Origin of the sequence: Planomicrobium sp. YIM 101495 (assembly GCF_009707665.1) — a bacterium.
GTDB lineage: Bacteria > Bacillota > Bacilli > Bacillales_A > Planococcaceae > Planococcus.
The window spans coordinates 595249-608176 of sequence record NZ_WLZW01000001.1; the positions used below are offsets into that span (position 1 = coordinate 595249).

A 12928-nucleotide genomic window follows, 5' to 3' on the forward strand; every position below is an offset into this window, starting at 1 on the left:
CTTACACCCTTCCTTCCTGAACTGTTGCAAAACGTTTCTTCCAATCTTCCAATTGCTCCGACTCACGCAGCAATGAACGTTCCGCTTCCAGCTGGCTGATCGCCTGGTGCATTAAGTGCTGACGCAAGCCTTCCGCTTCCTGTCCGATCCAGAAACCCGCCCATTCCTTGACCATTTCACGTTCTTGGCCCAAGAATTTCTGTGCATCCGGTTCCATCAATGCTTGCAGTGCATCGCGCAGTACTTCTTTTTCATTCTTCTCGAAGAAGCTCCGGTTGTTGCGATAATGCGATTTCACAGAGCGGTAATCCGCTTCTTGGAATGGCTTATTGCCTTCTGGCTGCACCGTTTCTTCCACTTCATACGGAATGAAGTTAAAATCATTGTTCAGCTCACGAAGCTTTTGGCCATCTTCCTTGAAACGCTCTTCGATTTTCTTCTCTACGTAACGCGTAATGCGGAACGTTGTTACACGCATTTCCTGCTGGAAGTCGAACGCCGTCATCTCCACCAAGTCCGCCAGTGCAAAATCGAGTGCAGCTTGAGCAGATTTGCCAGTGAATGCTGAAGGGTTGAACGCCTCTTTGAAGAAATCGTTGAAGCGGTAGAAGACACGTTGCTTCACGTAGTAAAGCAGTTCATCCAGCTCCTGCACTGTTTCCTTCGTCAATAGCTCTGCAGCAGAACGGCCGAGCAAGAGGCGGATTTGCTGCTCGATTTTAGCAAGTTCTTCGAGTCGCTCATCTTTTCGTGCGAGGTTTCGCTCTGTTTGTGTAATGAGTGCTTTGAAACGGTCGATGGTGCGCTGTTCTTCTTCAGACAACGACTGGACCGCCATGCCCTTCAATTCGCCCTTCAAGAAATGTTGGAACGACTGCTCGAAGTCTAATAACCCTGATGCTTCGCGGTCTGTTAACGCCTGCAAGCTCGAGACGCCGAATAACCGCGGGAAGCGGATGCCGAAGCGTTGAAGCTCGGTCTGTACGTAGTTGATGACCGCTTGTTTTTCCTCTTCGTTCGAAGCAAGATCGATGGCGTTGACGACAAAGAACATCTTGTCGAGTTCGAATGCATCTTTGACTCGCCCGAGCTGAATGAGGAATTCACGGTCCGCTCGCGCAAAGGCGTGGTTATAATACGTGATGAACAAGATCGCATCGGCGTTTCGAATGTACTCGAACGCGACGTTCGTATGGCGCGCATTGATCGAGTCCGCTCCTGGCGTGTCGACCAATGTCACACCACTTCTTGTTAGTTCACAATCGTAGTAAAAGTCGATTTCATCGACGAAACAGCTGAGCTCTTCTTTCGCAACGTATCGGCCAAATGCTTCGCGGTCCACACGCAACGTTTCACCGAGTCGTTCACGGAACTGCGTATAGCCTCGTTCGAACGCTACAAGGAATGATTTATGCACTTGCTGCTGCGGGCCTTCGCTTTCCGGCAGATTCTGTGCAAGCTCATAAGCTTGTTCGAGGTCTGTCGCTTCGATTCCGAGAACGCGGAACGATGCTTGGACATCTTCCGTTAATTGTGCTGGTGTCTTCAAACGAACATCCGCTGTTTCGTGCGGACGGCCTTCCGCTACCGGACGGATCCGGTTGATTGTCGCAGTTGTCGGGTTTGGGGATACCGGCAACACCTTCTCGCCCATCAATGCGTTCGAGAACGATGATTTCCCAGCACTGAACGCTCCGAACAAAGCAATTGTGAACTCTTGCTTCTCGAGTCTTCGCGCTCGTCGTTTCAAATAATCGACGGTTTCAGAAAATCCATTGATCGGTGCAAGCGCATCGATTGTCCGGTTAACGCGTGCCAGTACATGTGCTTCGTCGACTGTGACTGCGTTTGAATCTTGCTGCTGTTCTTCCTCGTCAGCTCTCGCCTCTACTTGTTGGAGCATCGACTCGTCGAATTCGACCATGTCATCCACCGAAAAACGGAACTCCTGCTCCCAGCGCTCCGCTAATTGCGTCGCGTGTTCAAGCTGTGAAGGTAAAGCCGCTGACAATGAACTTTTCACTTTCGAAATGCGTTCATCCATTTCTTCCATTGAAGAAATTGCGAACATTTTTTCGCGTAAGCCTTCTGTCTTCATCGCGATTTCTGCTGCAGCATCATCCGTCAGTTCAGAGAAGCGCGGTTCCTGAGAAGCTTTCCACGATTCCGTTTCAGCGGCGAACCACTTTTGCACACCGTTCGTGATGTTCTTCGCGAAATTCAATACCGTGTCCCCAGTCAATACTGCCCCGCGCGGCATTTCCTTCTCGACTACTGTAAACGGAATGACAAATTCGAGGTCGCCGATGATTAATGACTGCTCATCATTCAATAAGCCAGCCTGCTTCAGCGACGCTTTCATCAACGCCTTCAAGTGTGGCGTAATTTGCGCGGCGACGACTTTTTGCAATTGTTCCCTGACTTCGGCCTTCCGTTCTTCGCGTGCCTGCTCCGTCTTCTTCCTACTGAACAGCATGCCGACCTTGAAGTTCGGCTGCATACTCTCCAAATAAGAACGCAGTGCATCACGCAATTCGTACGGCATGATGTTCGCATTTTCGAGCAATGCTTTCCGTTCGCGCTCGAATGCATCCCGCCAGTCCGGATAGCCGAGCACAGCCTGCCGTTTCTTGACGGACAAGCTTTCCTGTTTGATGTCTTCGCGGTTCGCCCATTCTTCCGGTGTCAGGACCGATGCGAATGTCTCGAGTCGATCCATTTTTTCTTCTTCCAAGAACTTCAGGTGCTCGTCTTTCAATTGACGCATCGCAGCTTCCGCTGATTGGCCGATCCGGTCCTGCCAGTTGTCCATCGATTCCGTGACGATCGCTTTGACCTTGTCGAAATCATTGCCTGGGTGATCGAACTCCTTCAATGAGGTGAAGAAGATCCCTTTCGCCTCGACACCCCACACTTTGAACGAGTCGTGGACAGTCTGCTGAAATTCTTCGAAGCTCATCTCATTGTTCTGGTGCTTGTCGATCTGGTTGACGATCAAATACAAGTCCGTATAATCCTGCAGCTCTTTCGTGAAGCTGAAGTTCAATTCCGATTGCACGTGGTTGTAATCCATGACGTAAAAGACCATATCTGCTACGTGCAGTGCGGATTCCGTCGACAGTCTGTGCGCGTCATCCGTCGAGTCCACTCCTGGCGTATCCATGACTGTGATCCCTTCAGGCAAAACAGATGCCTCGTGTCCGATATCAATCTGTGTCACATCTCCGCTTTTGCAAAATGCTTTCACTTTGTCGAAATCGTAGTTTTCCGGGAAGTAGACGGGTTTGCCGTCACGCCGATTGACGATGGCGAAGTCTTGTACCGCTTTATGGACGTTGACGATGTTCGCTGAAGTCGGGATCGGACTTGCCGGCAATAACGTCTCGCCAGTGAGCGCATTGATCATGGATGATTTGCCGGCTGAAAAATGTCCGGCGAATCCAATGATGAAATGGTTCTTGATGATCTTTTTCGCGAAGAGCTCCGCTTTTTGTGCACGTTCTTCGTCTTCATTTGCACGGAATACTTCATACAACCATGCTGTATCTCTAATTTCACGTGAATGTTCTGCTGCTGTCATACTCATTGAATCTCCTTCTCTATATCCTGCTTCCATCGTAACACCTTTTGCGCTCTTTGTTGAGACTGCGACTCACGAAAAACCGTGAATACTCATGCCACCGTCGATAAATAACGTCTGGCCTGTAATGTAGCTTGCCGCATCTGATGCAAGAAAGACGACAGGTGAAGCGACTTCCGGCAATTCGCCGACACGCTTCAGCGGCGTCACTGCCAAAATTTCGTTCAAATATGCTTCGTCCGCAAGTAGCTTCTCTGTTAATGGTGTCTTGAAATACCATGGTCCGATAGCGTTGACGCGGATGTTCTTTTCGCCCCATTCGAGCGCCATCACTTTCGTCATCTGGATGACGGCCGCTTTTGACGCAGCGTAAATGACACCCGTCTTCAGTGCGCGGTCGCCGCCTACTGACGACACGTTGATGATCGAGGCACCTGGTTTCATAACCCTGCCCGCTTCCTGCGAAAAGCGGAAGACACTTTGTGCATTCGTCTCCATAATGTCGCGCCACTCACCGTCCGTCGCGTTGTCCGCAGTCGAGCGGATGTTCATGCCTGCATTGTTTACTAAAATTTCGAGTGAGCCGAAGCGGCTGACAGTTCCTTCGACGGCGTGCTTGATCTGGTCACGGTCTTTGATGTCACAGACGGTGAAGTCGCTACGCCCTTCGCCAAGTTCTTCATTTAATGCGATGAGGTCCGTTTCCGTCCGTGCAACGAGCATGACGTTTGCGCCAGCTTGCCATAATGCAGTTGCGATGGCCTTGCCGATTCCTTTACCTGCCCCGGTCACGATGGCAGTCTTGCCTGTAAGATCGAATGATTTCAACATATTCCACGCCCCCTATTCCTCTATTATAAACAGTTTCACAAATCCTTCACAATCAAGATCCGTTTGTGTGACTTTTCTCACAGCCTCGAGGTCGCTGAATGCATAAACTAAGTGTAGGCAAGCAACAACGAAAAGGAGTGGGGCAAATGGCCAACAAAACGGTCACGAAAAATAACCGGCACACGGAAGAAGAAGTGAACTTGAAAGGCACGCTTATCGCCGTCATGTCGCTCGGCGTCTTCATTGTCATCACATGGATCATCGTATTCGATTTATTCTTAGGAAGATTTTAAAGAGGAGGACTCATCATGCATATCCATAAATATGAAAAGTGGTGGCTGACTTTTGGCACCGCATCGTTAATCGTATTTCTCGTCATACTCGGCTTCAGCGCCTATCATAGCGGATCTCACCCGCCGAGTGCACAAGTTTATGTGGATCCGGAGAGGGTCGACGAAATCGCACCATTCGACAACCCGGGCGTCCATAAAGTTGAAGGAAAAGACTGGGACTATGAAGTGATCATCGTCGCTTCCGCATTTTACTACAACCCGATCGAAATCGAAGTGCCGGTCGGTTCAAAAATCAAATTCATCGCAACGACAAAAGACGTGGTCCATGGCTTCCAGGTCGCTGGCACGAACATCAACATGATGCTTGAGCCGGGTTACGTCTCGGAATTTACCACGACGGTCGACAAAATCGGCGAATACTTAGTGCTCTGTAACGAATATTGTGGCGTCGGCCATGCGAGCATGACGTCTATATTAAAGGTGGTGGAATGACATGCAACAAGCGAAAGAGTTGATCCGCGTCGATAAACGCGATGCAAAACTGGCAATGGCCCATATTTATGTAGCAATGATCGCCCTTTTGATCGGTGGCTTATGCGGACTTCTGCAAGTGCTCGTCCGTTCCGGTCAGTTCGAATTGCCATTCGGCATCGGCTATTATCAAGTATTGACGATTCATGGCGTACTACTCGGCCTTATTTTAACGACATTTTTTATCTTCGGTTTCCAAATCGCTGCCGTCAGTCGGACATCCGGCACATTGACGGATAAACAACGTAAGCTCGGGTGGGCCGGCTTCTTCGTCATGACGCTCGGAACTGTCATGGCTGCCGTCATGATTCTCTTGAACGAAGCATCTGTCCTTTATACATTTTATGCACCACTCATGGCGCATTGGATCTTCTACCTCGGTCTGGCATTCGTCGTTGTCGGTTCATGGCTCAGTGCCGCTTCACAAATTTTGAAATACCGCGAATGGAGAAAAGCACACCCGAAACAGACAAGCCCGCTCCTGACGTTCATGGTCGTCATCAACAACACGATGTGGATCATCTGCTCGATCGGCATTGCCGTTTCCGTCTTGTTCCAACTGCTTCCGTGGTCGCTCGGCTTGATCGACACTGTCGACGTTCTCGTCACACGTACATTGTTCTGGTACTTCGGTCACCCGCTCGTCTATTTCTGGTTGCTACCTGCTTATATGGTCTGGTATGCCATTATCCCAAAAATCATCGGCGGAAAAATCTTCTCGGATGCACTGGCGCGTCTATCGTTCATCCTGTTCCTTCTGTTCTCGATTCCGGTCGGTTTCCACCATCAATTGACAGAACCAGGAATTGATGCATTCTGGAAGTTCTTGCAAGTCGTCTTGACGATGATGGTCGTCATTCCATCTTTAATGACTGCATTCTCCTTATTCGCTACGTTTGAAACGGTCGGCCGTGCGAAAGGAGGCCGCGGACTATTCGGCTTCCTATACAAACTGCCTTGGAAAGACGCACGTTTCACGGTTCCGTTCATCGGCATGGCAGCGTTCATCCCTGCCGGAGCTGGCGGGATCATCAACGCTTCGTTCCAAATGAACCAAGTTGTCCATAACACCATCTGGGTGACGGGTCACTTCCACTTAACACTTGCAACGACAGTCGTCTTGACGTTCTTCGGTGCAATGTACTGGCTCGTTCCCCACTTGACGGGACGTGTGTTCACGGAACAAATGAACAAGCTTGCTATCATTCAAGCGATCATCTGGACAGTTGGGATGGCCATCATGTCGGGAGCGATGCACATTGCCGGGCTTCTCGGAGCTCCTCGCCGTTCGACATTCTCGACATACAATAACGCGGACCAAGCGATCGACTGGATTCCGTACCAAATTGCACAGGCAGTCGGTGGCACGATTCTGTTCGTCGGCATCATCCTGATCCTGTACATTTTCGTCAAATTGGTCGCAAGCGCACCAAAAGGCTTCGAGGAATTCCCGGTTGCCGAAGCTGCGGACAATGCACCGAAAACACCGATGGTCCTTGAAAACTGGCGCATCTGGATCACAATTTGTGTCTTCTTGATCTTGCTCGCTTATACCGTGCCATTCATCGAGATCCTTCAAGACGGTGCTCCAGGTTCGAAAGGTTTCAAACTTTGGTAAACGACAAACGAAAAACCCGCACACTCCAATCGCTTCCGGCGATTCGTAGTGTGCGGGTTTTTCTCTAAAAGTTGAACTAAATTATTAGAATTTCGGAAATTCGGATGAATTTGCTCCAAGCAGCCGCTTTTCACAGGAGGCGCCACCTTTCGCTTTTTCTCCTAAATGGAATATAGTGGCAGCAGTAAACGGGTCGGCATGCCGATTCGTTTGCGACGAAGCGCGAGTCCACTGGACGCGGAGCTGTTTTACGGAATATCTATAAAGTATTAAGTACAACTTATTTAGTCAAAAATTATAAGCTGTAAATACGCGAATACTTGTCTTCCAAGTAATCTGCCAAATGGTTCGCGTTCAAGCCTTCGCCAGTCGCATCCTGCATGATCTCGAGCGGCTTCTTCATCGCACCGTGGCGGTGAACGTTGTCAGTCAGCCACTCGCGGATCGGCGCAACGTTCCCTGCAGCAAGCAGCTCATCGAAGTCCGGAAGATCCTTCTTCATCGCCTGACGGAATTGCGCAGCGTAAATGTAGCCGAGTGCATACGACGGGAAGTAGCCGAAGCTTCCGCCAGCCCAGTGGACATCCTGCAGTACGCCCTCTCCGTCATGGCTTGGACGCACGCCGAGATACTCTTCGTACTTATCGTTCCAAAGCTGTGGTAAGTCTTTCACTTCTGCGTCGCCGTTGAACAACGCTTTTTCCAACTCATAGCGGATCATGATGTGGAGTGTATACGTCAGTTCGTCTGCCTCGATCCGGATGAGAGACGGCTTGGATTCATTGATCGCACGGTAAAACTGTTCGACCGTCACATCATCGAATTGACCTGGTGAAAACTGCTGCAATTCCTGCAAGTTCTTTTCCCAAAACGATGGATTGCGTCCGATGAAGTTCTCGAAGAACAAGGACTGTGATTCGTGGATTCCCATCGAACTCGCACCGTCCACCATCGAATCAGCCAGCTCTTCACCGAAATTCTGTTCATAGATTGCGTGTCCTGTTTCGTGAATTGTCCCGAATACAGCCGTCCGGAAATCATTTTCGTCATAGTTGTTGGTAATGCGCTGATCATTGCGGTTGATCTGAATCATGAACGGATGCACCGTTTCATCCAAACGCCCTGCATCGAAATCGTAGCCGAGCTGCTCCATCAATTTCAAGCTGAATTCATATTGCGCCTGTTTCGGGAACTTCCCGTATAGGAACGATGTGTCAGGCTTGTCACCCGCTTGCTGGATCTTCTGGACAAGTGGTACGATGCGGTTCCGCAATTGGCCGAACACTTCATCCAACACTGCGGTCGTGATCCCCGGTTCATCTTGGTCGAGCAGTGTGTTGTAGGCACTGCCGTTCTTTTCGCCCCAGTAGCCGATCATTTCTTTCGTGCCTTCCACCAGCTTCTCCAAGTACGGCTGGAACAACGCGAAATCCTGCTGATCTTTCGCCTGCTCCCATACCGTCTCGGCTTTGGACTGGAGTGTCACGAAACGTTCATACGCTTCTGCCGGTACTTTCCGGCTCCGATCGAATTGCTTGCGCGCTTCTTCCACTGAACGTTTCGTCACCGGATCCAACTCGTCGATCTTCGCTTCAAGTGCCGCGATCATCTCGCCGTATTCATTAGATGTCATCATCCGGAACACTTCTCCGGACAATACGCCGACCGATTCCGAACGGGATTCGGCACTTTTTTTCGGCGCTTTCGTGCGCATGTCCCAATACATGAGCGCAATCGCTTCGTTATAACTCGCCACTTTTTTCAAATGTTGCTTGAACTGTTGCTCCAAAACCTCATCCCCTTGAAGTTTATTTTTAAGTTATATAAGTTGAAGTTAATACTCTTCCCGATATTCCGTAAAACAGCTCCGCTCCAGTGGACTCGCGCTTCGTCGCAAACGAATCGGCATGGCGACCCGTTTACTGCTCCCACAGGAGTCTCCGCTGTTTTACTCCATATCTCTTCATAAATATGTGTGGTGCTACCTGTTATTACCACTCATTATTTAGCAGATAGAGCGGAAGGCGTCCACCTGTAGCGCTTTTTTTCGACTTTCTAGAATTCAAATTATAAAGAATTTCCCACAAACGTTTGCGGTTTGACCGGCAGGACCGGCTCCCACAATGGTTTCCATTGCTGTTCCTGCTCGTTCAAGAGTAAGTGCACCGTGCCGTGGTCATCCGAAGTACGGATCAACCGGCCGATTCCTTGCTGCATCCGTAGTTGCATGAATGGCGCGTCCACTTGTGCGAATGGATCCTCGGCGAAGTTGCGTTTCGCTTCGAATACCGGATCGTGCGGAGGGAACGGCAAATCAACGATGATGACTTGTGTCAATGCCTCACGCGGCAAATCTAGCCCTTCCCACAAGTGGTATGAGCAGAGCGCTTGGAATTCACCTGCCTGGAACTCTTTGATGACCGCAGATAATTCACGGTCGCCTTCGAATTCCAGCATATGCATTTTGTCCGCTGGAACTGAGCGCTTGAACGCTTCCATCTCCTGCTTGGACTTGAACAGCACGAGCGACTGCTCGCCTGAACCGAGCAACTCGAGTACGCGCTCGAACTTCTCTTCCTGCGGCAACCGGTGCTCGAATACGTTCATCACGTCTTCGTAATCGAAAGGTGAAGTCACCGAGAAGGATTGGAAGTCCCCAATGCCAAGACTGTCCGCCAAATAGCTGAAGTCTTTCTCGACCGATAGTGTAGCCGACGAGAAGACGATCGGCGCTTTGCCGTCGAACAGCCGCTCATCTAAGATGTCGGTAATGAGCCTTGGCATGATGACGAGCGTTTCGATGTCGTCTTTCCATTCCAACCAAGAAATCGCATCATCCGCTTCGATGAACAGTTTCATCGAAAAGCCGTACTGCTCGAAAAATGCTTCTGCGATATGCAGATCATATTCCGGAATCGTGTACAGCTCCCCTTCGAACACGAATTCTTCCATCAATGCATCTACATGACGCAATAAAATATTGCCGAGTTCAAGAAGTTGCGGTGTTTTCTTGATCGCTTTCCGGTCTTCGCCCGTATCGACGACGCCCGCTTTCAAATCACGGAAAAATTCATTGTGCAAATCGATGGTCTGTTCGATCAACGACAACGTCTTCTCCCGGACCCCGTCAACCATGATCTTCTCTGTCACTGCGAGAAGCGTTTCTTCCTGCACTTCATACGTTAACGCACGTTGCGCAGAAAATTCAAGCAAATGTCCTTCATCGAGCACGATCAAAGAAAACTCAGGAAGCAGCGGCGTTTGCCCTTCCCGGATCCGTGTTTCCTTCGTCCAGATGTGCTCCATCAAAAAGTCGTGGGAACAGACGATCAAGTCGACCGCTTTTCGGTAATGGTTCCGGTGTAACGTCTGGCCACATTTATTGCGCAGCTCACACGCTGCACAGTTTTGGATCGGGTGGTAATTCACTTGCTGCCACTGGGCATCAGTCAACTCCGGGAAGTCCGAACGTTCGCCGTACGGATACATGCTCTGCATCGAAGACGTCGACGAGACGAATTCCGGCAAACTGAATTCGATGTCATCCAGGAAATCCGCCGGTTCACGCTTACTGGCTCCTTCCAGTCGTTGCAGACACAAATATTGATCACGTGATTTGGCGAGACGGACATCCAAATCAAGGTCGAACGCCGTGTTCAACCGGTCGATGTCTCCGCCTTTCTTCACGAGTTGCTCGATCAATGTTTCATCTGCACAGGAAATAAGAGCAGGCTTGCCGGAATAGCGGGCATAGGCGATCGACGGCAGGAGATACGCAAGCGTCTTTCCTGTCCCCACACCAGCTTCTGCGAATAACGTTCCTTTCTCCTTCAGTGCACGTTCAATTTGGAACGACATGAAAATTTGTTCGTCCCGTAAGTCGTATCCTTTTTCCGGAAGCTCATCATAGAAGACGTCACCGATCCAGTCACCGAGTGAATCGAAAAACGTTTTTTCTTTTGACAGTTCAAAAGGCAGATTTTTTCTCATTGGTACTCCTCACAGTAAAACGGAAGGGCTGTGCCCTTCCGTCTCGCTCATTTATTTTTTCGGGCGCTGGCCCCAGTATTGGTAAAAGTCTGTCCGGATAAAGCCGTTGAAGAGCTTGCGTTTTTTCGTCGCTCTTCTGCCGTATAGCTCCTCGAAATTCTCCATCGAAGAAAGCATGTACACAGACCACGTCGGATAGTCTTTGAAAAGACGCCCCATGTCGCCGATCATTTCCTCGATCCGCTCCACTTCACCGATTCGTTCGCCGTATGGCGGGTTCCCCACCACGACGCCGTTTTCACTTGTTGCTTTAAAGTCTCTCACTTGGCGCTGGCGCAACTGGATCAAGTCTGCAAAGCCTGCCTCGAGCACGTTGTCTTTCGCGATTTCAAGTACACGGTGGTCGATGTCCGTCCCGAGAATATCGAGTGGCTGGTCGTAATTCGCAGCTGCTTCCGCTTCTTCACGCACTTCATCCCAAATTTGCTGTTTCATCCATGGCCATTCTTCCGAATCGAAATCACGATTATAGCCTGGTGCGATGTTCTGGCCGATCATCGCTGCTTCGATGACGATCGTTCCTGAACCACAAAACGGGTCGACGAACGGCCGGTCCGGTGTCCATTTCGTCAATTTCACAAGTGCTGCCGCTAATGTTTCTTTAAGTGGCGCTTCACCTTGCCCGATACGGTAACCGCGTTTATGCAAGCCGGCGCCACTCGTATCGATCGTCAGCTGCACACGATCTTTCAAGATTGATACTTCAATTTTGAAACGTGCTCCTGACTCGTCTAGGAACGAGTTACGGAAATAGGCTTTCTTCAGCCGTTCTACAATCGCTTTTTTGACGATCGATTGGCAATCCGGCACTGAATAAAGCGTCGATTTAACGGATTTCCCGGATACCGGGAATTCTGCATCGACTGGCAGGTATTTCTCCCACTCAAGTGCTTTCGTCCCTTCGAACAATTCATCGAATGTCTTCGCCGGAAATTCTGCCACGACAATCTTCACGCGGTCTGCTACACGCAGCCATAGGTTTGCTTGTGCAATCGTCCGCTCGTCTCCTTCAAAAAACACTTTGCCGTTCTCTGTCGAGGTCTCGTATCCGAGCGCCTTCACTTCATCGGCTACGATCGATTCCAGTCCCATAGCAGCTGTCGCTAATAATTTAAATTTCGTAATAACCGTTCCCTCCCTGAATATCCATCTATCTTCATGCGGCGCAGCAGATTGTTCCACTTCCACCGTTCATCTTCATAATCAGAAAAGCTCCCTGCTTGAGGGAGCTTTTGTTGTCAAAAGTAAAGCCAAAAGGAAATCTATAAGCCATGTTTTGTTTCCATGTACTCAAACAGCTTGCGCCTCGTACTTTTGGACAGCAATCATCTATCTGCAAGACTAAGCTTGCCTCTTCCTCGGTTCAATTCCTCTGGAAAAGTGCCCCTACCATAATTTGGGTTTCTCGCTCACGGGGTTTACCTCGTTCCACCTGTACAGTTTCCTGCACAGCTCCGTCACTGTGGCACTTTTCAGGGTGTTTCGGCCATATCCGAAGACTTAGGCGTTCCACCCGCCGTCAGCTGCAAGCAGCTGCCTCAGTTTATTGTTTCACTGAGCGCGATCACTACGGCCATCTCAGGTCCGTGCGAGCATGGACTTTCCTCTCCGGACTGGTTTCCGGAGCGATTGCCAGAATTCCTATTGGCTAACTCATTATACGCCAAAAGGCTCAAACAAGCAATTACTTACTCGTTGTTCAGTTTATTTCCAAACACATGGTTCTCCAAATGGGACAGTCTTCTCAAAATATCGAAGTTTGTCGTGCCTGGAGCCGGCGTTGCCTGTTTTCTCGGTGCTTCGTCGATTTCAGCACGCAAGCGCTTGTTCTCGTTTTGAAGCTGTTCCATCTGCTTCGAGAATTTCTCATAGTCCTGGATGATGTCATCGAGGAAATGGTCCACCTCATCTTGGTTATAACCTCTCATGCCTGTTTTAAAGTCTTTTTCTAGAATGTCTTTTGCTGTGTATTTAATCTCCATATTCGATCGTCCTTCCGTAAAGACTACTTAAATCAAGTATAGC

At 49.7% G+C, this 12928-nt stretch carries 9 protein-coding genes and 1 other RNA gene; 3 read left to right on the forward strand and 7 right to left on the reverse strand.

The genetic code is table 11. The features are described from left to right. Position 1 precedes the first annotated feature (1 nt). Entirely contained in the window at positions 2 to 3580 is a 3579-nt protein-coding gene (locus GIW82_RS03035; protein WP_154749572.1) for a dynamin family protein, read from the reverse strand. 72 nt (positions 3581 to 3652) lie between these two features. Continuing rightward, positions 3653 to 4411 carry an SDR family NAD(P)-dependent oxidoreductase gene (locus tag GIW82_RS03040; protein ID WP_154748432.1) on the reverse strand — a complete coding sequence of 253 codons (759 nt, stop codon included), beginning with the start codon at positions 4409 to 4411 and terminating at the stop codon, positions 3653 to 3655. A gap of 146 nt (positions 4412 to 4557) precedes the next feature. Here GIW82_RS03040 and GIW82_RS14665 point away from each other — a divergent pair, with 146 nt between their 5' ends. Genes GIW82_RS14665 through GIW82_RS03050 form a run of 3 tightly spaced genes read left to right on the forward strand, consistent with a single transcriptional unit; the run spans position 4558 to position 6853 of the window. After that, a complete protein-coding gene (locus tag GIW82_RS14665) occupies positions 4558 to 4704 on the forward strand; it encodes a hypothetical protein (RefSeq protein ID WP_195913928.1) in 147 nt (48 codons plus the stop codon). Positions 4705 to 4719: 15 nt separating this feature from the next. Next, positions 4720 to 5196: a cytochrome c oxidase subunit II gene (locus GIW82_RS03045; RefSeq protein WP_154748433.1), complete on the forward strand. Its 477-nt coding sequence runs from the start codon at positions 4720 to 4722 to the stop codon at positions 5194 to 5196. A gap of 1 nt (position 5197) precedes the next feature. Further along, complete coding sequence (locus GIW82_RS03050) at positions 5198 to 6853, forward strand: b(o/a)3-type cytochrome-c oxidase subunit 1 (protein WP_154748434.1); 1656 nt, start codon at positions 5198 to 5200, stop codon at positions 6851 to 6853. Between the two features lie 295 nt (positions 6854 to 7148). On the opposite strand, the gene GIW82_RS03055 is transcribed toward GIW82_RS03050, so the two are convergent. From GIW82_RS03055 to gpsB, 5 genes are all read right to left on the reverse strand, one after another. Beyond that, positions 7149 to 8642 (reverse strand): carboxypeptidase M32, encoded by a 1494-nt coding sequence (locus GIW82_RS03055; protein WP_154748435.1) that lies wholly within the window; start codon positions 8640 to 8642, stop codon positions 7149 to 7151. Positions 8643 to 8920: 278 nt separating this feature from the next. Further along, entirely contained in the window at positions 8921 to 10843 is a 1923-nt protein-coding gene (locus GIW82_RS03060) for an ATP-dependent DNA helicase (RefSeq protein ID WP_154748436.1), read from the reverse strand. A 51-nt stretch (positions 10844 to 10894) separates the two neighbouring features. After that, positions 10895 to 12028, reverse strand: coding sequence for a THUMP domain-containing class I SAM-dependent RNA methyltransferase (locus GIW82_RS03065; RefSeq protein ID WP_370456165.1), 1134 nt, complete (start codon positions 12026 to 12028; stop codon positions 10895 to 10897). A 135-nt stretch (positions 12029 to 12163) separates the two neighbouring features. Continuing rightward, positions 12164 to 12544, reverse strand: an RNA gene (rnpB, locus tag GIW82_RS03070) — RNase P RNA component class B. A 47-nt stretch (positions 12545 to 12591) separates the two neighbouring features. Continuing rightward, positions 12592 to 12885, reverse strand: a complete 294-nt coding sequence (gene gpsB, locus GIW82_RS03075; protein WP_154748437.1) for a cell division regulator GpsB — start codon at positions 12883 to 12885, stop codon at positions 12592 to 12594. Positions 12886 to 12928 lie beyond the last annotated feature (43 nt).

Excerpts from the sequence above, each read along its gene's own strand:
- GIW82_RS03035 (WP_154749572.1), bottom strand. The coding sequence starts at position 3,580 with ATGACAGCAGCAGAACATTCACGTGAAATTAGAGATACAGCATGGTTG.
- GIW82_RS03040 (WP_154748432.1), bottom strand. The coding sequence starts at position 4,411 with ATGTTGAAATCATTCGATCTTACAGGCAAGACTGCCATCGTGACCGGG.
- GIW82_RS14665 (WP_195913928.1), top strand. The coding sequence starts at position 4,558 with ATGGCCAACAAAACGGTCACGAAAAATAACCGGCACACGGAAGAAGAA.
- GIW82_RS03045 (WP_154748433.1), top strand. The coding sequence starts at position 4,720 with ATGCATATCCATAAATATGAAAAGTGGTGGCTGACTTTTGGCACCGCA.
- GIW82_RS03050 (WP_154748434.1), top strand. The coding sequence starts at position 5,198 with ATGCAACAAGCGAAAGAGTTGATCCGCGTCGATAAACGCGATGCAAAA.
- GIW82_RS03060 (WP_154748436.1), bottom strand. The coding sequence starts at position 10,843 with ATGAGAAAAAATCTGCCTTTTGAACTGTCAAAAGAAAAAACGTTTTTC.
- gpsB (WP_154748437.1), bottom strand. The coding sequence starts at position 12,885 with ATGGAGATTAAATACACAGCAAAAGACATTCTAGAAAAAGACTTTAAA.